This window comes from Shewanella sp. OMA3-2, from assembly GCF_021513195.1.
In the GTDB taxonomy this organism is placed as follows: domain Bacteria; phylum Pseudomonadota; class Gammaproteobacteria; order Enterobacterales; family Shewanellaceae; genus Shewanella.
Genome location: NZ_CP090974.1, coordinates 1,933,799 through 1,954,650, shown reverse-complemented (window position 1 = coordinate 1,954,650; position 20,852 = coordinate 1,933,799). Strand labels below are relative to the sequence as shown.

The 20,852-nt window shown below is 40.5% G+C and carries 21 protein-coding genes and 7 tRNA genes; 7 read left to right on the top strand and 21 right to left on the bottom strand.

The window, feature by feature from the left end:
* Window positions 1-14: 14 nt before the first annotated feature.
* The 15 genes from L0B17_RS08695 to L0B17_RS08625 form a co-directional block, all read right to left on the bottom strand.
* A tRNA-Lys gene (locus L0B17_RS08695) sits at window positions 15-107 on the bottom strand.
* 59 nt (window positions 108-166) lie between these two features.
* Window positions 167-242, bottom strand: a tRNA-Lys gene (locus tag L0B17_RS08690).
* Between the two features lie 59 nt (window positions 243-301).
* Window positions 302-377 (bottom strand) — tRNA-Lys (locus L0B17_RS08685).
* Between the two features lie 39 nt (window positions 378-416).
* Window positions 417-492: transfer RNA gene (locus L0B17_RS08680), tRNA-Lys, on the bottom strand.
* 120 nt (window positions 493-612) lie between these two features.
* Window positions 613-688, bottom strand: a tRNA-Lys gene (locus L0B17_RS08675).
* A gap of 123 nt (window positions 689-811) precedes the next feature.
* Window positions 812-887: transfer RNA gene (locus L0B17_RS08670), tRNA-Lys, on the bottom strand.
* A 41-nt stretch (window positions 888-928) separates the two neighbouring features.
* Window positions 929-1,004 (bottom strand) — tRNA-Lys (locus L0B17_RS08665).
* A 460-nt stretch (window positions 1,005-1,464) separates the two neighbouring features.
* Window positions 1,465-2,205, bottom strand: coding sequence for a tol-pal system protein YbgF (ybgF, locus tag L0B17_RS08660; protein ID WP_235089341.1), 741 nt, complete (start codon window positions 2,203-2,205; stop codon window positions 1,465-1,467).
* A 53-nt stretch (window positions 2,206-2,258) separates the two neighbouring features.
* The gene (gene pal / locus L0B17_RS08655) at window positions 2,259-2,798 is read right to left on the bottom strand and encodes a peptidoglycan-associated lipoprotein Pal (protein ID WP_235089340.1); all 540 of its coding nucleotides are present in this window, start codon (window positions 2,796-2,798) and stop codon (window positions 2,259-2,261) included.
* A 23-nt stretch (window positions 2,799-2,821) separates the two neighbouring features.
* Entirely contained in the window at window positions 2,822-4,150 is a 1,329-nt protein-coding gene (tolB, locus tag L0B17_RS08650) for a Tol-Pal system beta propeller repeat protein TolB (protein WP_235089338.1), read from the bottom strand.
* A gap of 63 nt (window positions 4,151-4,213) precedes the next feature.
* Window positions 4,214-5,185, bottom strand: a complete 972-nt coding sequence (gene tolA / locus L0B17_RS08645) for a cell envelope integrity protein TolA (protein ID WP_235089336.1) — start codon at window positions 5,183-5,185, stop codon at window positions 4,214-4,216.
* Window positions 5,186-5,614 carry a protein TolR gene (gene tolR / locus L0B17_RS08640; RefSeq protein ID WP_235089334.1) on the bottom strand — a complete coding sequence of 143 codons (429 nt, stop codon included), beginning with the start codon at window positions 5,612-5,614 and terminating at the stop codon, window positions 5,186-5,188.
* Entirely contained in the window at window positions 5,614-6,303 is a 690-nt protein-coding gene (gene tolQ, locus L0B17_RS08635) for a protein TolQ (RefSeq protein WP_235089332.1), read from the bottom strand. Before tolQ ends, tolR begins: the two co-directional genes overlap by 1 nt.
* Window positions 6,293-6,694 carry a tol-pal system-associated acyl-CoA thioesterase gene (gene ybgC, locus L0B17_RS08630; RefSeq protein WP_235089330.1) on the bottom strand — a complete coding sequence of 134 codons (402 nt, stop codon included), beginning with the start codon at window positions 6,692-6,694 and terminating at the stop codon, window positions 6,293-6,295. The genes tolQ and ybgC overlap by 11 nt, the downstream gene beginning before the upstream one ends.
* Before the next feature lie 879 nt (window positions 6,695-7,573).
* Window positions 7,574-8,443 (bottom strand): flagellar protein MotY, encoded by an 870-nt coding sequence (locus L0B17_RS08625; RefSeq protein WP_235089329.1) that lies wholly within the window; start codon window positions 8,441-8,443, stop codon window positions 7,574-7,576.
* Window positions 8,444-8,632: 189 nt separating this feature from the next.
* On the opposite strand from L0B17_RS08625, the gene rnt reads away from it, so the two are divergent.
* Window positions 8,633-9,313, top strand: coding sequence for a ribonuclease T (gene rnt / locus L0B17_RS08620; protein ID WP_235089328.1), 681 nt, complete (start codon window positions 8,633-8,635; stop codon window positions 9,311-9,313).
* A gap of 66 nt (window positions 9,314-9,379) precedes the next feature.
* Here rnt and L0B17_RS08615 read toward each other — a convergent pair whose 3' ends face one another.
* Complete coding sequence (locus L0B17_RS08615) at window positions 9,380-9,985, bottom strand: peroxiredoxin (RefSeq protein ID WP_235089326.1); 606 nt, start codon at window positions 9,983-9,985, stop codon at window positions 9,380-9,382.
* Between the two features lie 356 nt (window positions 9,986-10,341).
* Here L0B17_RS08615 and L0B17_RS08610 point away from each other — a divergent pair, with 356 nt between their 5' ends.
* Window positions 10,342-11,667: a Na+/H+ antiporter family protein gene (locus L0B17_RS08610; RefSeq protein WP_235089325.1), complete on the top strand. Its 1,326-nt coding sequence runs from the start codon at window positions 10,342-10,344 to the stop codon at window positions 11,665-11,667.
* Window positions 11,668-11,857: 190 nt separating this feature from the next.
* On the opposite strand, the gene upp is transcribed toward L0B17_RS08610, so the two are convergent.
* The gene (upp, locus tag L0B17_RS08605; protein WP_235089324.1) at window positions 11,858-12,484 is read right to left on the bottom strand and encodes a uracil phosphoribosyltransferase; all 627 of its coding nucleotides are present in this window, start codon (window positions 12,482-12,484) and stop codon (window positions 11,858-11,860) included.
* Between the two features lie 240 nt (window positions 12,485-12,724).
* Between upp and purM the strand changes: the two genes are divergently transcribed.
* Complete coding sequence (gene purM / locus L0B17_RS08600) at window positions 12,725-13,762, top strand: phosphoribosylformylglycinamidine cyclo-ligase (protein WP_235089323.1); 1,038 nt, start codon at window positions 12,725-12,727, stop codon at window positions 13,760-13,762.
* On the top strand, window positions 13,762-14,406 hold the full coding sequence (purN, locus tag L0B17_RS08595) for a phosphoribosylglycinamide formyltransferase (RefSeq protein WP_235089322.1): 645 nt from the start codon (window positions 13,762-13,764) through the stop codon (window positions 14,404-14,406). Before purM ends, purN begins: the two co-directional genes overlap by 1 nt.
* Before the next feature lie 168 nt (window positions 14,407-14,574).
* On the opposite strand, the gene cysB is transcribed toward purN, so the two are convergent.
* Window positions 14,575-15,549 (bottom strand): HTH-type transcriptional regulator CysB, encoded by a 975-nt coding sequence (gene cysB, locus L0B17_RS08590; RefSeq protein WP_235089318.1) that lies wholly within the window; start codon window positions 15,547-15,549, stop codon window positions 14,575-14,577.
* 424 nt (window positions 15,550-15,973) lie between these two features.
* On the opposite strand from cysB, the gene L0B17_RS08585 reads away from it, so the two are divergent.
* The gene (locus L0B17_RS08585; RefSeq protein ID WP_235089312.1) at window positions 15,974-16,756 is read left to right on the top strand and encodes a hypothetical protein; all 783 of its coding nucleotides are present in this window, start codon (window positions 15,974-15,976) and stop codon (window positions 16,754-16,756) included.
* Window positions 16,757-16,867: 111 nt separating this feature from the next.
* On the opposite strand, the gene trhO is transcribed toward L0B17_RS08585, so the two are convergent.
* Window positions 16,868-17,896 carry an oxygen-dependent tRNA uridine(34) hydroxylase TrhO gene (gene trhO / locus L0B17_RS08580; protein WP_235089311.1) on the bottom strand — a complete coding sequence of 343 codons (1,029 nt, stop codon included), beginning with the start codon at window positions 17,894-17,896 and terminating at the stop codon, window positions 16,868-16,870.
* Between the two features lie 209 nt (window positions 17,897-18,105).
* Between trhO and L0B17_RS08575 the strand changes: the two genes are divergently transcribed.
* A complete protein-coding gene (locus L0B17_RS08575) occupies window positions 18,106-18,765 on the top strand; it encodes a glutathione S-transferase (RefSeq protein ID WP_235089310.1) in 660 nt (219 codons plus the stop codon).
* Between the two features lie 226 nt (window positions 18,766-18,991).
* Complete coding sequence (locus L0B17_RS08570; protein ID WP_235089308.1) at window positions 18,992-19,192, top strand: hypothetical protein; 201 nt, start codon at window positions 18,992-18,994, stop codon at window positions 19,190-19,192.
* Between the two features lie 165 nt (window positions 19,193-19,357).
* On the opposite strand, the gene L0B17_RS08565 is transcribed toward L0B17_RS08570, so the two are convergent.
* Together L0B17_RS08565 and L0B17_RS08560 are read right to left on the bottom strand one after the other, a co-directional pair.
* Window positions 19,358-19,906, bottom strand: coding sequence for an NAD(P)H nitroreductase (locus L0B17_RS08565; protein ID WP_235089306.1), 549 nt, complete (start codon window positions 19,904-19,906; stop codon window positions 19,358-19,360).
* Window positions 19,907-20,043: 137 nt separating this feature from the next.
* Window positions 20,044-20,643, bottom strand: coding sequence for an HvfX family Cu-binding RiPP maturation protein (locus tag L0B17_RS08560; protein ID WP_235089305.1), 600 nt, complete (start codon window positions 20,641-20,643; stop codon window positions 20,044-20,046).
* Between the last annotated feature and the right edge of the window lie 209 nt (window positions 20,644-20,852).

Genomic DNA, 20,852 nt, shown 5'->3' with positions numbered 1-20,852 from the left:
GAGATGTAAAAAAGTGGTGGGTCGTGAAGGATTCGAACCTTCGACCAATTGGTTAAAAGCCAATTGCAGCTTTTGATCTAAACGAAAAGTGACTGAGCTAACGACCCATCTTGGTTTTGCTAACCGATAATATTTAACTGGAGATGATATTAGACGAGAGGAAAAGTGGTGGGTCGTGAAGGATTCGAACCTTCGACCAATTGGTTAAAAGCCAACTGCTCTACCGACTGAGCTAACGACCCCATCTAGTTTTGCTTTATAAACTGTATTACTTTAAATTCTTTATCCACTATTTAAAAAGTGGTGGGTCGTGAAGGATTCGAACCTTCGACCAATTGGTTAAAAGCCAACTGCTCTACCGACTGAGCTAACGACCCAACGATACAAGTGAATTATTTTACCACTCTCAAATAAAGTGGTGGGTCGTGAAGGATTCGAACCTTCGACCAATTGGTTAAAAGCCAACTGCTCTACCGACTGAGCTAACGACCCATCTTGGTTTTGCTAACCATAAATGATTAACTGGAACAAAAGCCAACTGTCTATGTTTCAAGAACGACTGAGCTAACGACCCATCTAGTAAATGAATTATTTTACCACTCTCAAATAAAGTGGTGGGTCGTGAAGGATTCGAACCTTCGACCAATTGGTTAAAAGCCAACTGCTCTACCGACTGAGCTAACGACCCAACGATATTTTGCTAACCTGTAATAGTTAACTGGAACAAAAGCCAACTGTCTATGTTTCAAGACCGACTGAGCTAACGACCCATCTAGTTTTACTTTAAATTCTTTATCCACTATTTAAAAAGTGGTGGGTCGTGAAGGATTCGAACCTTCGACCAATTGGTTAAAAGCCAACTGCTCTACCGACTGAGCTAACGACCCATCTAGTTTTACTTTAAATTCTTTATCCACTATTTAAAAAGTGGTGGGTCGTGAAGGATTCGAACCTTCGACCAATTGGTTAAAAGCCAACTGCTCTACCGACTGAGCTAACGACCCATCTTGGTTTTGCTAACCATAAATGATTAACTGGAACAAAAGCCAACTGTCTATGTTTCAAGAACGACTGAGCTAACGACCCATCTTGGTTTTGCTAACCATAAATGATTAACTGGAACAAAAGCCAACTGTCTATGTTTCAAGACCGACTGAGCTAACGACCCAACGATATTTTGCTAACCTGTAATAGTTAACTGGAACAAAAGCCAACTGTTTATGTTGCTACAACGACTGAACCAATGACCAATCTTGGTTTTGCTAACCTATGAAAGATTAACTGGGGCAAATTTACTAACTAAGTGCACCAAGAATGTTACAAATTACTTTAAAACATCCCCCGAAAAGCTATGCCGTTCTGAGGGCGCCTATAATACCTTTTTCATTTTGTCATGCAAGCGCAAATTTATAATTTGTTACTGTTTGCATGAAAAACAGTCTAAGAGACTGTTTTTTGGCTTTCTTAGCCATTAAGTGCTGATAACTGCTGTTGTGCTAGGCGTGCAGATGCACTGTTAGGGTATTCTTTTAATACTTTATTATAGAGTGCTTTTGCTCCGGCAATATCGCTCTCTTTTTCAGCAATCATTCCTAACTTAACTAAACTATCACCACGCTTGTTTGAATCAGCAAATTGACTCACTACGGCACTAAAGGCGCCTTTAGCATCTGCATGCTCACCTTTATTAAACAATAGCTGACCTAACCAATAGTTTGCATTAGCTGCATAGCTTGATTGCGGATATTGCTTTATGAAACTACGGAAGGCTGGAATGGCTTCATCATACTTACGGTCTTTAAGCACTAAGTTAACAGCAGCTTCATAGCTACCTGTTTCGCCTAATGTCGAGTTTGAAGCTGCAACGCTAACTGCATCGCTAACAGCAGGTGCATTCGCCACTGGAGCTGCTTTAGTTGATAAGTTGGCTATGTCTTCGTAAAGCTGGCGTTGACGTTGCAACATTTGATTAATCTGGTAATTTTGTTGCTCTGTAATGCCCCGTAAATCCAACACTTCTCTTTGCAAAGCGTCTAGTCGACGTTGCATGTCAAATTCACCTTGTTGCTTTGCTTTAATAATGCGTTCAATACGTGCTAAACGATCATCGCTTGAACCACTAGCAACATCCTCTACAGGAGCGGGAGCAGCTACTGCTGCCCCTGCACCAAAGAACATTGCCGCAACTAATACGGCATGTTTCATGTAAATCTCCTAACAGGTCAACCAAGTAGGTTGACCTTATACTTCAATAACGCTTAGTAAACTAACACACCACGACGGTTTTGAGCAAAACCGGTGTCAGTGCGAGAAAAGTCTAAAGGCTTTTCTTCACCGTAGCTTACGACACTCATTTGGCTAGGTTGTACACCCATGCCTTGTAAGTATTTAGCAATCGCTTTAGCGCGACGTTCGCCTAGTGCGATGTTGTATTCAGGTGTACCGCGTTCGTCAGCATGGCCTTCAATTAATACGCGAACATTTGGGTGTTCAACTAAATAATTGCCGTGTGCCATAAGAATGTCTGCATTGTCAGTTTGTACTTCACTGCGATCGAAGTCGAAGTAAATTATGTTTTGACGACGTAATTCTTGCTCTTTTAAGCGTTGCTGTTCAGCTGGGCTTAACACTGCACCAGCACCACCTGTTTCAATACCACCATTGCCATACTCGCTGCTAGATGAACCAGAAGTAGAACCGCTAGCATCTGTGTCAGAGTCTGAAGTTGAGCTACAGGCACCCAGTGCCATTAGCGGAACTGCAACCATCATAGCTTTGAACAACTTATTCAGATCCATGTTAAATCCTTATCGATACTTAATTAAAGAAATGGGGACCAGGCTGGTGATTTCACCTCACCTTGTCCAGCAGGCAATCTTGCCTTAAATCTGCCATCGGTAGAAACCGCTGCCAGTACTTGTTTACCTTCGTGAGTCGTACCATAGATCACCATAGTGCCATTAGGCGCAACACTTGGAGATTCATCTAGTCTAGTAGATGATAACACCTGCATAAAGCGTGTTGCTAAATCCATTCGGGCAATATTGAAACGTCCATTAGTACGATTCACAAAAATCATGCTGCGACCATCAGGTGTAATTGAACCACCTAAATTCCATTCGCCTTCAAAAGTCATGCGACTGACTTTATTTGTATCCAAATTCACTTTATAAAGCTGCGGTCTACCACCACGCTCAGACGTGAAAAGCAGCGACTTACCATCTGGGAACCATGAAGGCTCGGTGTCAATGGCGTAGTGATCTGTGACACGTTTAGTTGCTTTAGTGGCTATATCCACTGTATAAATTTCTGGCTGACCGTCTTTTGACAAGGTCACGGCTAACTTTTTACCGTCTGGTGAAAAAGAAGGCGCGCCGTTGATACCGTCAAAACTGCTGACTAATGTACGCGTTTGGGTATATATGTCTTGTACAAAAATCTCTGCTTTGCGATTTTCAAAACTCACATATGCTAAGCGACGACCATCTGGTGACCAGCTTGGTGACATTAACGGTTCAGGCGAGCGTAATAACATTTGCTCGTTGTAACCATCATAGTCGGCAATCATTAAATGGTATGGTGATTTTTGACCTTGTTTAACCACAACATAAGCGATTCTAGTTAAGAACGCGCCTCTTATTCCAGTTAACTTCTCATAGACTACATCACTGATGCGATGGGCATATTGTCTAAACTGGCTGGCGTTAATCACGGTTTCGCGGCTTTCTAAAACCAGCTCGCTATTGTTAACAGGCCCTTTGCCAGCTTGCAGCTGTGCTTTTACTAGGTCGATAAGCTCAAAGCTTACCAAAAATTGACCCGTACCATAGGGTTTAACTGAACCAATAACTAATGCATCTGCAGACACATTGCCCCAGTTAGCGGCGTTAAACTGAGCCAAGGTATTTATATTAGTCTGAGGTAGTGCACGTGTGTCGAGTGGCGAAAAAGTACCACTTCTCGATAAGTCAGACATGACCACATCTGAAATAGATGCAGGTGCTTGCCCCTCACCTTGCCAAATAAACGGCACGACAGCGATAGGACGCGATTGATCAACACCTTGGGTGATCACAATATCCAAGGCCGCACGTGCTGGCGTTATTATCACAACACATGCCAATGCGAACCATTTAACCAAATTATTCATGAGACTCCTTCATACCCTTCGCATTTTTAATGCATTATTTTGTATCGGTAATACATTAATATACTAATTAAATTCCGGTGAAACCGTTAAATTAATTTCTTTTAATTTGTCGTACACACCCGCTTCTGTCGATACGGGTAAACGACCTGCTTTGTTTATTGCTGCTTTTGCTGCACGACACACCACTTGATCGCCATCTAGCGTTTGACTTGACGTCACAAAACCATCTTGTGCTAATCGAATAAACACGCGACAACTTTTTCCGCGCATCGATTCGTCAACCACAAGGTTACGCTGAATAGTGGCAATGATCATCGCTTTAAATCGATCTACTTCTGACATCACTTGCTTATTACGCGTTTGCGATAATGTGGCTTGCTCTGCCGCTAGTGCATCTGTCATTTCTTGCTCTTGACGTGCTTTTGCATCGGCATCGGCTTTCGCTTTGCGTTGGCGTTCTTCCTCTAACTTACGTTTGCGATCATCTTCTTCCGCTTTACGCTTACGTTCATCCGCGGCTTGTTTGGCTGCAGCTTCTTCTTGCTTACGTTTTTCGACCGCTTTTTGGGCGGCGGCTTCCGACGCTTTTTGCTCTAGCTCTTTTTGCTTACGAACGGCTTCAGCTTTATTCGCACGCTCTTTTTCTTGCTGTACTTTTATTTGGGCAACTTTAGCGGCGTCATTGGCCTTTTGTGTTTCAATTTCTTTTTGCTTACGTTCTATTTCTAAATTCTTTATCTTTTGCTGTTCTTGCTCACGTTGTTTACGGGCTTCGTTGGCTTTACGCTCTAACTCTGCTTGACGTGCCTTTTCTTTGTTTTCAGTATCTTGCTTTTGTTGCTTTAACTTTTCTACATGCTGAGTGATTTTTTGTTGATCAACCATAACAGCTTGAATAGCAGGCGCACTTGGAGCAGATGGCATTGATTTAGGTTTATCATCGAAACTGACACCTATCGCTAAAATAACAATCGCACCAATGTGGATACCGGCAGAAATCGCTGCAGGTATTTTAATATTAGATTGATCAGCCACCTATTTCTCCTTGGGTGAATCAGTCATTAACCCTACCGCAGGCACACCCGCTTGTTGCAAGCTAACCATGAGTTGAATAACACTTTCATAGGCAATACTTCTATCCGCTTTCACCACCACAGGGCGTAATGGTTCAAGTTGGATCATCGCGCCGACTTGAATTGAAATTTCATCCAGGTCTAAAGGGTCACTATTAGACCAGGTGCCAACGTTTAAAAAATATTCACCCGCGGCATCAATAGACGCTACGATTGGGGGTTTGCTATCTGGCGGTAATGATTCTGCTTTACCCTGTGGCAATTCAACTTTAACACCTTGAGAAACGATTGGCGCCGTAACCATAAAAATGATCAATAGCACTAACATAACGTCGATATACGGTACGACGTTAATTTCAGCAATAGGACGCTTACGCTTACGTTGGTACATTACACCGCTTCCTTTTCACTATAGGCTTGGCGCTGTAAAATGTTAGAAAACTCTTCCATAAAGTTTGCGTAAGCCATCTCGAGCTTTTCAGCTTGTGTCGCAAAACGGTTATAGGCAACAACGGCTGGAATTGCCGCAAATAAACCCATAGCGGTAGCAATAAGTGCTTCAGCAATACCTGGTGCAACCATAGATAACGTGGCGTTTTCTACTGTACCTAAGGCGATGAACGAGTTCATAATTCCCCATACGGTACCAAACAATCCAATATACGGACTGGTAGAACCGATTGTGGCTAGCATAGGTAAGTTATTTTCTAGCTTTTCCATTTCACGTGACAAACTCACGCGCATGGCTCTAGATGTCCCTTCCATTACCGCATCAGGTGACTTGCTGTTCACTTTAATCACTCTTGAGTATTCTTTAAAGCCAGCAACAAACATAGCTTCTAAACCAGCAATACTTTCGCCTCTAGCGGTTAGCTCTTTGTATAAGCGGTTTAAATCAACACCGGACCAAAAAGTATCTTCAAAACGCGCGGATTTTACCCGGGCTGAATTGAGCATTTTTCGGCGTTGAATAATCACCGCCCAAGATGCAATAGATAAACCTAATAAAGTAAACATAACTAGCTTTACCAACACACTGGCTTGTAAAAACAAACCTATAAAAGACATATCAGCGTGCACTCTTAAACTCCTGAACGATAAATTCTGGGATGGCTATGGGACGCATTTTAGATAAGGACACACAAGCGACTGTCACTGTTGCCTCACAATAGCATTCTCCTAGCTCATCAATTAAACGCTGTTGGAACACCAACGACGCTTTTTTCAATGACGATATACAAGATTCAACCATAAAATCTTGCTCAAACTTTGCCGCGCGACGAAAATCTAATTCAGCACGTTTAACAACAAAAGCAATGTCATCTGCCAACAATTTTGTTTGGCGAATGCCCATTGATTTAAGCCATTCGGTGCGTGCTCTTTCAAAGAAGTTTAAGTAATTTGAATGATAAACAACGCCACCAGCATCGGTGTCTTCATAGTACACTGTTACAGGCCAATTAAACGTCATTTTATGACTCGTTCTTTACTTAAAAAATTTTGCATACTATACCGAGTAGCAAGGCAGTTGTGAATCATCTCACCCGCTAAAAACCGACTTTATTTAGAGCAAAACAGCCCTAAATGACATAATCTGGGTTTAAACCGACTTAGATGAAAAATTTTTAATCTTTTGTAGCCTTCAAACTGCAAAAAGGTGGCTGTTAATTAGCTCATAAATGCCCTTTGATTATATGCCCTGTTGCTGAGTTAAATATGAATTTCGAATAATGCCAAATCGCTACGATTTATCCACCAAAAGTATTAAAACCACTCTTAAATTAAAAAAATAACCCAATAAAATCTGATTTTTTCAGTTAAACGCTCACTTTATCATATTTGTTAACATTTACTTTTAATGAATAATGCAGCTTATGCGAATATTTATTCACCCAAATATAAAAATGCTTGATAAAACCTACTAAGGCGCTATCCAGAGGCCATTTTAAATTCAAACTCAACCCATTTATATATTAGAAAATCTAATGGTAAAGCGGAAAAAATCTATCTTGTGCATTTAGAGCAATAAATCTATTATGAGCTTGTTTTCAGGACACATCGATTTGATGAGAAAACAATGAACTTCAAGTTAGTGTTTGTGAAACAGTAACTTATTCCCAGTTCTTATGCTTGACTTCCTTCCTTTAATTTGTTGATTGCAAATTATTTAACCCACTCGGTTTGAGTGGGTTTTTTTTATCTAAAATTTAGCAACATAACCCACAAAAAAGCCTGAACATGATTTCAGGCTTTTGTTAATTCGTGCTAATAAATCGCTGCCAATACTGCTGTGCTAACAATGACGTGCTAACAATCTGTTATTACCCGCTTACATCACTGTGGTAACAACCTAGATTGGCTTAGTGATTTTAATCACCACTCTTCGGTTTATTTGTCGCTCTGACGCTAAGTCATTACCAGCAACGTGACGTTTTTCACCATGGCCTTCGGTGGTAATACGGTCTTGTGAAATGCCACTGGCTATTAATAAACTTTTGACTGAATCGGCACGCTTGTCTGACACTTTTTGATTAATTGAACGGCCACCGTAACTGTCGGTGTAGGCATCAACAACCACTAACTCGACATTAGGATCATATGATAAGTATTCTTGTACTTTTTTAAGCTGATAAGTTGAGAAGCGAGTAAGCTCGGTTCCGCCATCTTGATAGTTTAAAACCGTAAAGGCAATATCATCAAAACTGTAGGGTAATAAATTAGCTAGACATGAGCGAAACTCGCGATACTTACTGGCAAAGTTAACCGCCGAGATCCCCACCGCCACTTTACTTGATGCATCATACCAGTCAGCATAATAAAACGTTGGCTGACGGCCTTGGCTTAATTCATTTAGCATAGTCCAGGCGGCTTTTTTAGGCACTTCACCGTTAAATTGTTTTTGATACTTTAGTGCGATGATTTCTTTTGAGGCATCACCAGGTCGCCAGGTGGGTGCGCGACTGATTAATTTAGCATTGGTTACCGCATCGGGCTTAGCCCACATATCAAGGGTAAACAGTAAATTGAGGTCCTTTCCCGACTTACTGGAAAAAATAGCTTTGCCGTAGTCTGGAATATCATGTTCTAACCGGCATTCAATTGGGCTATTTTCGCCGACTCGCCAGGCTGAGTTTTCAAGGGAGGCAACATAGTGACGTAAATCAGCGCTTGCAGAAGCACTGATACACAAACTGGATATTAATATGATTTTTTGCCACATGGTGCCACCTGCCGATTTTATTCCCTGTTCATCTATCGGCGACTAAATCATTTTCTTGAGGTTAAATTATCACTGAAACGAGCATATTCAGACAGTTTGGGTATAATGCTCGACTAATTTGCTACGACGAACCTAGGTTTGTCTTTTTGATGGCAGCAATATTCAGGTTTAATGGGGTAATAGAATTACATGAGTGACATCTGCAACAGCAATAAATTTAAATATCGATTTCGCGGTTATTTTCCTGTGGTGATTGATGTTGAAACAGCCGGATTTAATGCTAATACAGATGCATTGCTTGAAATCGCAGTGACCATGTTAAAAATGGATGATGATGGCTATTTAAGTCTAGATAAAACCCTGCATTATCACATTGAGCCGTTTGAAGGTGCAAACCTTGAACCCGCTGCATTAGCTTTTAATGGCATAGACCCAACCAACCCGCTTAGAGGCGCTGTTGATGAAAAGTCGGCTTTTTTAGAAATATTTAAAGAAGTTAAAAAAGCTCAAAAAGCTGTTGGCTGTCACCGCAGTATTGTTGTGGCCCATAACGCAGCCTTTGATCTTGGTTTTGTTAATCAATGTATTGAGCGAAATAGTTTAAAACGTTCACCATTTCATCCCTTTGCTAGCTTTGACACAGCATCCCTTGCGGGGTTAGCTATTGGCCACACGGTATTAGCCAAAGCGTGTAAAATGGCAGGCATTGATTTTGATAATAAAGAAGCTCATTCAGCACTGTATGATACTGAACGTACTGCTGAACTTTTCTGTTATATCGTTAATCGCTGGAAAACCCTTGGCGGTTGGCCATTAGCGATTATGGATGAGTCAGATGAAGATACTGACAATAGTGATACCGACGATTAAGTTAACTAAATAACGCGTACAAAAAAAGCTGCCTAGGCAGCTTTTTTGATATTCAACAAGCGTAGATTATAGCTTGCTAGAGTGATCTTTTAAGTATGAAGCAACACCTTCAGAGCTTGCTGTCATGCCTTTATCACCTTTAGACCAACCTGCTGGACATACTTCACCGTGCTCTTCGTGGAATTGAAGTGCATCGATCATACGTAGCATTTCGTCAACGTTACGGCCTAATGGTAAATCGTTAACCACTTGGTGACGTACTTGACCTTCTTTGTCTACTAGGAATGAACCACGGAAAGCAACACCCGCTTCTGGATGCTCAACATCGTATGCTTTACAAATTTCGTGTTTAACGTCAGCAACTAAAGTGTATTTAACTTGGCCAATACCACCTTTGTCTACTGGCGTGTTACGCCATGCATTGTGAGTGAACTGTGAGTCAATAGACACACCGATAACTTCAACACCACGCTTAGTGAACTCTTCCATGCGGTGATCAAACGCAATTAGCTCTGATGGGCATACGAAAGTAAAATCTAAAGGATAGAAAAAGATAACGGTTGGCTTGCCTTTAGTTGCCGAAGCAAGGTTAAAGTTGTCAACAATTTCGCCTGAACCAAGTACTGCTGCTGCGGTAAAGTCTGGGGCTGGACGACCTACTAATACGCTCATTTTATATCTCCATTAATGGCTTGTTTAAATTCTAACGGAAAGTGCAATGTTCAACCTTCCACAATGTGCTATACCATACCTTTTATTTGCTCCCCCGATAAGTGATTTTGAATGAATTTTGTTTTACCTGCTGAAAAACCCTTCATCACACCCCTACTGTTATTAGGGTTTTAAAAACAAATAGCTAAAAATGGCCCACAATAGATTACATTTCGGTCTGATTATTTAACATTGATAATCCCGGTAAGCGCACCGCGCTGATAGTACATCAATAAAATAAAGGCTTTACTGGACAAGCCAAACAAATAACGGCATAAATAAACGCCTTATCATTATAATAAATAGAATTAAATAATATGAATGCGGTTGTGATTGCAGTTTGCCTAATGCTGGCATTAAGTTTTGTTCGAGTAAATGTGGTTATCGCACTAACAATAAGTGCTTTAGTTGCCGGCATTGTCGGTGGACTTGATATCCACCAAACAATTTCAGCCTTCAATGATGGTTTAGGTGGCGGCGCACAAATAGCATTAAGTTATGCCCTATTGGGCGCTTTTGCTGCGGCATTATCACATTCTGGTTTAACCACGCTAATTTCTAATGCCATTATTAAAAAGTTGGGGAAAGAGCCAAACAATAATAACACTCAAGTGGTGCGATGGATGTTATTGGTCACTATTTTAGCAATGGCGGTTTCTTCGCAAAATATTTTGCCTATTCATATTGCCTTTATTCCTATTTTAATTCCGCCACTATTACATGTATTAACCGCATTAAAAATTGATCGTCGCCTTATTGCCTGTTTGCTGACATTTGGTTTGGTTACGACCTATATGATTTTACCTATTGGTTTCGGTGGTATTTTCTTAAATGACATTTTACTGGCAAATTTGAACAGTAATGGTTTAGAGGCCGTTCACGCTCAGGTGCCACAAGCGATGTTATTACCAGCATTAGGAATGGTGTGCGGACTATTATTTGCCATGTTTGTGAGTTACCGCAAACCGCGAGAATACCAAGTCATTGCTGCGCAAACTAATGCTGAGCCTGAGCAGGCAAGCATTAACACTAAAAGTATTATCATTTCTTTGATCGCTATAGTGGCTACCTTAATAGTGCAACTTGAAACAGACTCGATGATATTTGGTGCCTTAACCGGATTTATTATTTTCCGTTTTTCGGGGATCATTAAACAAAGTGTTGGCCAGGATTTATTTAACCAGGGCGTGCATATGATGGCCAACATTGGTTTTATTATGATAGCCGCTGCCGGTTTTGCTGCGGTAGTTAAGTCAACTGGCGAGGTGAGTACTTTAGTGGCCTCATTAGGGGATTTTATTGGTGACAATAAAGCATTAGCGGCGATACTCATGCTGGTTGTCGGTTTACTTATTACTATGGGAATCGGCTCTTCTTTTTCAACTATTCCCATTATTGCCACCATTTACGTACCGTTGGCACTGAGTTTTGGTTTTTCAGTCGCTGCCACTATTGCCCTTGTCGGCACGGCTGCCGCATTAGGCGATGCAGGTTCACCGGCATCTGATTCAACCTTGGGTCCTACCGCGGGTTTAAATGCCGACGGACAACATGACCATATTCGTGACAGCGTTATTCCAACCTTTATGCACTATAACCTGCCTTTATTAGGTTTTGGTTGGCTGGCCGCAATGGTTTTATAGTGACTTCATTATTGTTTTATAATTTGAAAAGCCGGACAGCTACAAAGCATTCGTAACTCAATAATGCAATTAACAGATACAAAAATGGGAACCCGCGGGTTCCCATTTGTTTAACTAACCTTTTTTAACTGAGCTTTTTTTACTAAACAATGGCGATGCTAATCGGCGATGCCAATTGCTTAATGTTTACTTATTTAGTGCCAAAAATCTTATCACCTGCGTCACCTAAACCCGGCAAAATATAACCTTGCTCATTTAGACAATCATCAATTGAGGCGGTGTAAAGTTCAATATCAGGATGAGCTAAGCTAAGGGCTTTAATGCCTTCTGGCGCGGCAACAAGCACGAGTGCTTTAATTGATGTACAGCCACGAGCCTTTAATAGGTCGATGGTGGCTATCATAGAGCCGCCGGTGGCTAACATAGGATCAACGACTAATGCGATACGCTCGTCAACATTACTGACTATTTTTTCAAAATACGGTACTGGTTCTAAGGTTTTTTCATCACGATAAATACCCACAACAGAAATTCGTGCACTGGGTATATGTTCAAGTACCCCATCCATCATACCCAAACCCGCACGTAAAATAGGCACTACAGTGACTTTTTTACCTTTGATTTGATCGACCTCAACAGGACCGTTCCAACCATCAATAGTGACTTTTTCAGTTTCAAAGTCTGCGGTAGCTTCATAGGTTAACAAACTGCCGACTTCGGTCGCCAATTCACGAAAACGCTTAGTACTGATTTCTGCTTCACGCATCAATCCTACTTTATGGCGAATAAGAGGGTGTTTTACTTCAACAACTTTCATCTTCAATCTCCCAGCTTTGTCTAATTACAGCCAAATTTAACGAATTTTAGTGTATTTATCCCTTCTATAAAACATAAAGTTTTATAAATGCTGTAAATCGTGCGCTAAGCCAATAAAAATCGAGCAATTTGGTGTTTTATCTGGCGGATAAAGCTAAATCATGGCTTTCGAGTAACGGCACAAGCTGGTAGAATGTTGCCGCATAAAATTCCTTAAACGATGTACCCGAGAGGATCCTCCGTGAGCACTCCTACACCATTAAGTTACAAAGATGCCGGCGTTGATATAGATGCAGGTAACGCATTAGTTAGTAACATTAAAACTGCTGTTAAACGCACCCGTCGTCCTGAAGTTATGGGCAACTTAGGTGGTTTTGGCGCATTATGTGAATTACCGACTAAATATAAACACCCTGTATTAGTGTCTGGCACCGACGGTGTTGGTACTAAACTGAGACTGGCGATTGATCATAAGAAACATGACACTGTTGGAATCGATCTTGTTGCCATGTGTGTGAATGATTTGATTGTTTCGGGTGCCGAGCCATTATTCTTTTTAGATTACTATGCAACTGGCAAACTAGACGTTGAAACTGCAACCTCAGTTGTTAATGGTATTGCTGAAGGCTGTGTTCAATCTGGTTGTGCGTTAATTGGCGGCGAAACCGCTGAAATGCCAGGTATATACGAAGGTGAAGATTACGATTTAGCCGGCTTCTGTGTTGGTGTTGTTGAAAAAGCTGACATTATTGATGGCACAAAAGTTAAAGCCGGTGACTCTCTTATTGCTTTAGGTTCTAGCGGTCCTCACTCAAATGGTTATTCGTTAATTCGTAAAGTCTTAGAAGTCAGCAAAGCTGATCCTAAGCAAGACTTAGCTGGTAAGCCGTTAATTGATCACTTACTTGAGCCAACTAAGATTTATGTAAAATCATTATTAAAGCTGCTTGAGCAAACTGAAGTTCACGCGATGGCGCATATCACTGGTGGCGGTTTCTGGGAAAACATTCCACGCGTATTACCAGCAGATTGCAAAGCCGTTGTTAAGGGTGATTCTTGGGAATGGCCTGTTGTGTTCGACTGGTTAATGACCAACGGCAATATCGCTAAGCGTGAAATGTACTTAACCTTTAACTGTGGTGTGGGCATGGTCATTGCGCTACCAACAGAGAAAGTTGACGCTGCATTAGCATTATTAACTGCTGAAGGTGAAAACGCTTGGCTAATTGGTGAAATTGCTAATCGTAATGCCGATGAAGAGCAAGTGGAGATTGTATAATGCCTGCTAGCTGTCGCGTTGTGGTGTTGATTTCAGGTAACGGTAGTAATCTACAGGCTATTTTAGACGGTTGTGATGACAACCTAAACGCTGAAGTGGTTGGTGTTATCAGCAACAAACCGGACGCATATGGCTTAATACGCGCTCATCATAGTGAAATTGATACCAGTTGTGTCATTGCTCGCAAAGGTGAAACGCGTGAAGAGTATGATATTCGTCTTGCTACTTGTATTGAAAAATACCAGCCAGACCTAATCGTACTTGCCGGTTTTATGCGTATTTTATCCGATGACTTTGTCGCTCGTTATTTAGGTAAGATGATCAATATTCATCCGTCATTATTACCTAAATATACTGGCCTTAATACTCATCAACGCGCTATTGATGCAAAAGACAAAGCGCATGGCACTAGTGTGCACTTTGTTATTCCTGAGCTCGATGCTGGACCGGTTATTTTACAAGCTAAAGTACCGATTTATGCTGAAGATGATGCTGAAACATTAGCCGAACGCGTGCATGAGCAGGAGCACGCCATTTATCCCCTTGTGGTTAAATGGTTTAGTTTAGGCAGGCTTGAAATGAAGCAAAATCAAGCTTACTTAGACGGCGCTCTAATCGGCCCTAATGGTTACGCCCTGGATTAAAACAAGTCAGTTATGCTTGCATAAAAAATCACGCCGCGGCGTGATTTTTTTATGTTAGTAATGTCATAACAGGCTGCTTGGGCACACTCTTCGATTATCCACTAAGTAATTAGGGCCTGAATCTTTCAAGGTTGTTTTTTGCAGCGAAGATCAACTGACCCTAACACCTTATCGAACAGGCAGAGGGATATCAGCAAACATTTCGTCTATAAGCTGTTGGTCACGTAAAGCAACCGCGTTTTCAACTACGGTACGGGTTAAATGTGGTGCAAAATGTAGCATAAAGTCGTACATGTAGCCCCGCAAGAAACTGCCTCGTCTAAAGCCAATTTTTGTCGTGCTGTGAGCAAATAAATGACTGGCATCTATCGCGATTAAATCTTTATCAATATTGGCATCAATTGCCATCGATGCAATAACCCCTACCCCTAAGCCAAGACGAACGTAAGTTTTCAATACATCGGCACTGGTGGCACTAAACACCACTCTAGGCTGTAAATTAGCACGATTGAACGACTTTTCAATTTCAGACGCTTTATCAAAACCAAATACGTAAGTCACTAAAGGATATTTAGCTAAATCTTCAATGCTAGGTTTAGTGATATTGGCTAAAGGATGATCACGAGTGACCACAATTGAACGATTCCAGTGGTAACAAGGTAGCATGATTAAATCGGTATAAAGGTGCATAGCCTCTGTTGCAATGGCAAAGTCTGCTTCACCTCTAGCCGCTTGCTCGCTGATTTGACTCGGCGTACCTTGATGCATATGTAAATTAACTTTAGGGTAACGCTTAATAAATTCTTTAATAATTTGCGGTAAAGCATAACGAGCTTGAGTATCTGTGGTAGCAATATTTAGCTCACCTTGATTTGGCTTGGTGTATTCTTCAGACACTTTTTTAATGCTTTCTACTTTGCCAAGTATATCATTTGCTATTTCAATAACCTGTAAACCAGCGGGTGTCACATGGGTTAAATGCTTGCCACTACGGCCAAATATTTGAATGCCAAGCTCATCTTCTAGCATACGAACTTGTTTACTGATCCCTGGTTGAGAGGTATATAAATTTTCGGCTGTAGCAGATACATTCAAGTTATGTTTGACCACTTCGGCGATGTATCTTAATTGTTGCAGCTTCATGGCACGATTCCTTGCGATTTAATTGGAATATTCACAGTAATGACGCAGTATGGCGGCAGTACCCACAACCCATCTATAACTAAATGTTATACTTGGCAATAAATGTAATGCAAATTGGCATATAAGACAAGTAGAAATAATCGACTAAAATGGCGTAGAGTCCCCTGAAATAAGCTTAAGGTAGCGCACTCACAAGTGTCATAAAGTACAAAAACGGTGCTTTTGATGATCATTCAACAACTAACAACAATTTTTATCATTAAAATGACTGAGTTTTCAACGACAGTAAGCATAACTTACGCTAAGATATAAATTAATTTTGGTTTTGCTATTCATCTATTATTAAAACATTAAATAGACTCGTGTTGTTTCTAATTTTTTTTAGATACTGGACACGTAATCACTATGACAACATGGAAAACCTATGTCTTTAATCCTAATATTAATGCTGATTGGCGCGCTACTGCTACTCATTATTGGCTTCAGTATTATTCAACAACAAAAAGAGCGAGCTGAAGCAGAGCGGAGGTTAGAAGTTTCTCGACACCGCGCTATTATTGATGAAACTGAAACGGTTTTAGCTAACTCAAGTGTGGCATCTTGTTCTAGTCATATCATCTTAATACTTTATAGACGTATACAGGATGCACTTGAACAATCTATCTCACATGCCTCTGGCCAACTTCTGGGTGATTATCAGCGTCGTTTAGCCGACTTAAATATCCAAATTAACAGTATTTCTGCTGCGACACCTCAAGTCCCCCCTGTTGAGAACTTTCGCTTACCTGACAATGATCGACAAATATTAGACTTAGTAAAAACATTAAAAAAGCTTAAAGCAATATTACGTGCCGAGCATAATAAAGGCAAAGTTGATCCCTCGGTGTTTAATGTAGAAGAGATGCGAATTGATAGCTTACAGCAGCGTATTAATGTGGAGTCTATGATTTCGCGCGCACGTGCTGCATGCTACATGAAGCAATATGGCTCGAGTAAGCAAATGGTCACTAAAGCGTTATCCACATTACACCTAATTAAAGCACAAACACCGAATGATCCCTTCATCACTCGCAAAGTAGATGAAGCTAAACAGTTATTAGATGAAATTATGGGTGCGCAGAAAAACTCTGGCCCAGCGGTTCCTCAGGCAAGAAAAAATGAGGGTGATGATTTAGACATGTTATTCCAGCCAAAGAAAAAGTGGTAACGGGTTACATTGCTCTTTTAGCAACGGCAACTACTGTCCATAATCGCGAATAATTAAAACAAAAAAGCCTCATTTATTGAGGCTTTTTTATTTTAAGATTTTGGACAATAACTACTTCTGCTTTTGCTTCTCTTGCGCTTTTTTTAATGCTTCTTTGTCTTGTCGGCGCTTTTCAATGACTTGATTCACATCACTGCCAATATGAACCTCACCACGTTGCGTAGCTAACTGTACTTGGCGTTCGCGTTCAATAAAACGTTGACGCTGCTCGTCTGTTACCTTGTCAATACAATGCGGACAGCTAACACCTTGCTCATACGCAACAGAAAGCTTTTCTTGTTCAGTAATTGGCATGCGGCAAGCATTACACTGGTCATATTGACCTTTTTCGAGTGCATGATTCACGGCAACGCGATTATCAAACACAAAACATTCACCTTTCCATAAACTGTCTTCTGGCTGAACTTCCTCAAGATATTTAAGAATGCCACCTTCTAGGTGATAAACCTCTTCAAAGCCCTGCTCTTTTAAGTATGCGGTTGATTTTTCACAACGTATTCCACCAGTGCAGAACATAGCCACTTTCTTATGCTTTGCAGGATCAAGGTTTTGCTTAACATACGCTGGAAATTCACGGAATGTTTCTGTCACAGGATTAACCGCGTATTCAAAAGTACCAATTTGTACTTCATAGTCGTTACGTGTATCAACTAGCAATACATCAGGATCTGAAATAAGTGCATTCCAGTCTTTAGGCTTAACATACGTTCCGACAACTTTACGCGGGTCGATGCCCTCTACGCCCATAGTCACAATTTCTTTTTTCAACTTAACCTTGGTGCGATAGAAAGGCATTTCATTATCAAATGAAATCTTAGTGACTATGTTATCTAAATCAGGCTGTGAGTCTAACCATGTAAGTAAAGCATTAATGCCTTCTTTATTACTGGCTACAGTACCGTTAATGCCTTCGCTGGCTAATAACAAAGTCCCTTTTACATCATGCTGCTCCATCACACTCAGCAAGGGTTGTCTAATCGTTTCAAAGTGAGGTAAAGCAACAAATTTATATAGCGCGCACACCACAAACTCTGATGTAACTGCTGGTGTAGACACTGCTGGTGTAGAATGAGTAGACATAATATCTCCGCTGGCTGGAACTTCATTTCCAGTGCATTGTGATCGAAAAAAGTGTGGCATGACGCCAAAAAACGGCCGGAATTATAACTAAATCGCACTAAAATAACAGTAATTAATCCATCAAACACCTTTTCAACACCATTTCCCCTCAGTCATAGGTCTTTTACGGTAGAATACCGCTTTATTAATTATTTCTACCTGAGGTTAGCATGATGAATTATTTATATACTTTCCGTCGTTGTCCTTACGCTATGCGAGCAAGGATAGGGCTACATCTCAGTAAACTTAATCCCGATGTGCGTGAAATTGAACTCAAAAATAAACCTGCTGAAATGGTAGCTATTTCAGCAAAAGCGACTGTGCCTGTTTTAGCTTATCAACAGCAGATTATTGCTGAAAGTATAGATATATTTAAATTTGCTATTACACAGTACCCACTAGAAACATGCCCATATTTAGATAACACTCAATATCAATTAGTTATTCAAAGTATTTGTTCTGAAGAGCAGCAAGCATTTGTTAATCAAAATGATAACCAGTTTAAGCCTTGGTTAGATAAGTATAAGTATGCCGACAGACACCCACAAATGAGTCAATCAGCATATCGACATAACGCTGAGGAATTTGTGCAACAGCTTGAAGATAAACTGACTCAACAGACATTTTTGTTTGCCCATAGTCCGACATTTGCCGATTACGCTATTTTTCCTTTTATTAGACAATTTGCCGCGGTTGAGCCTAAATGGTTTGAGTCTTGTGGTTATATCAAAGTACAACAATGGCTAGCATTGCTAATTAGCAATGATTTATTTAAACAAGTGATGATTAAATACCCACTTTGGTTAGATGAAAAAAAGCAATACCACTAAAATCATCATAAAATAGTTATTAAGTATTAACCTTATGTGATTAGAAATAAATATTTAAATTTTAATGACTTAAGTCTCTTTTATTTAGAGTAAACTTCAGGTAGATTAACTTACAGTATCTAATGCGGCTAAATAATAATATGGATTTTTAACTATTTTGCAGCAAAGTTACAATTAACAATTACACTTAATGAAAGTCATTGCAGAAACGCAAAGGAAAAATGACATGGACAATATGGATATTACGCTAGTGTTACTGCTTATTACCCTGATGCTATTACATGTTTTATTTTGTTATCGTGCGATTACCTCGCATGCGCATATAAGCAACAGTAAACGCTGGTTTTGGAGTGGAATAAGCTTATTGATGGGGCCATTAGGTTATTATGTGTTTCAAAACTCATTACCACTAGAGTCGCTTGAATAAAGTGGTTATTTGATAATCTCAGTAAATCTTATCTTAAATCATATCGTAAGCATTAAAGCCCAAATGTATGTGCTCACAAGGTAATATACAGCACATACAAGGCTTTCAAGTATAAAGGGCTAGATAACGCCCCTTAGTATTTACGCACTACAAAGTATTTACTTACTACAAAAAGCGCGCAAACTGACGTCCCTCTTTAAGTGACTTTATTGGCGCCGTTACTGTTGGCGTACCTATATATAAAAAGCCGACTATTTGATCATTGTCATTCAAGCCTAAATCTTGATGCACGTTTCTGTCAAAAGCAAAATCTCCCGAGCGCCATACAGCCCCTAAACCTAATGAAAATACTGCTTGCTGCATCGCCATTGCTGCACAACCTGCTGCAATGTGTTGCTCTAACATAGGCACTTTAGGATGAACTTGGGTTTTGGCTACCACAGTAATAACCAATGGCGCTCTAAAGGGCATTTTTTCAGCTTTTTCGATTAATGCTTCATCGGCTTGTGACTTTTTTGCTGCACTGACAAATATTTCAGCAAGACGAGTCAGGCCATCACCCTGAGCAATAATAAACTCCCATGGCGTTAATCCACCATGATCAGGTACACGAGCTGCGGCATTAAGAATAAAGTCAAGTTGCTCTATCGTTGGTGCTGGAGTGGTTAGCCTTGGGCTAGACTGGCGAGTTAATAAGAGTTCAGATGCTTTCAAAATATTTGTCCTACTGATGACTTTACTTGGGCTGATAATAACAAATATCCCACCGGTTTGGTGGGATATTTACATTAGGTTTAATTGAGGTTAAATAAGCCTAATACCATTACTCATCCTCATTCCATGAATAATATCTAGGTAGTTTTGGCCATAAAGCGCTGAATATAATAATCGACACTGACGAAACGCCCTCCGCCGATAAACAGTAGCGCTAATAGCATTAGCAAATAGGTAATAGCAAACTCAATACCATTATTCAAAATCACAAAGTTACCCGAACTTGTTAGCCATTCATAATGGCCATGTTGCTGCAAAATAGCTTTAGCCGCGGCTAATTTATCTCCAGCCTCTAGCACTCTGTCATTAGCAAGCCATGAGTTACCATCAGCAATGGCTAACCAGCCATTTTGCCAATGAACTGCAAAAGCTGCCACTGCCATTGTTGCTATCAAAGGTAATGCTATCAGCCTTGTTGCTAATCCAATAAGTAACAAAAATCCACCGATAAATTCAGTCCCAGCAGCTAAAGCGGCCATGACTTCAGGCATTGGCAGGCCAAGTCCCCAATCAGGATGACCAAACCAGGTCGCTGTATCTTCAAAATGGGCTAATTTATTGTATCCAGCTTGCATCAATACTGGCGCAAGGTAAATTCGTAGTGCCAGTGGCGCAAGCCCCTCAATATAAGCCAGCTTGTGAAGTATCTTTTGATATAAAACAAATAATATTTGCATCTTGCTTCCTTTCATTAACACGGACGTTTCAACAATCTAGCGCTTGAACCATGTCTGAAATAATATTTAAATAGGTATGATTAGGGCCGGTTGATCTTCGCTGCAACAAACCAGCAAAAATCAACGATTGCCCTAGATAAGACCCTGCATAAGCCAATAATATTTCAAAAAACGCATTCAAACCAAAACTCAGCAAGACTGGACAATAT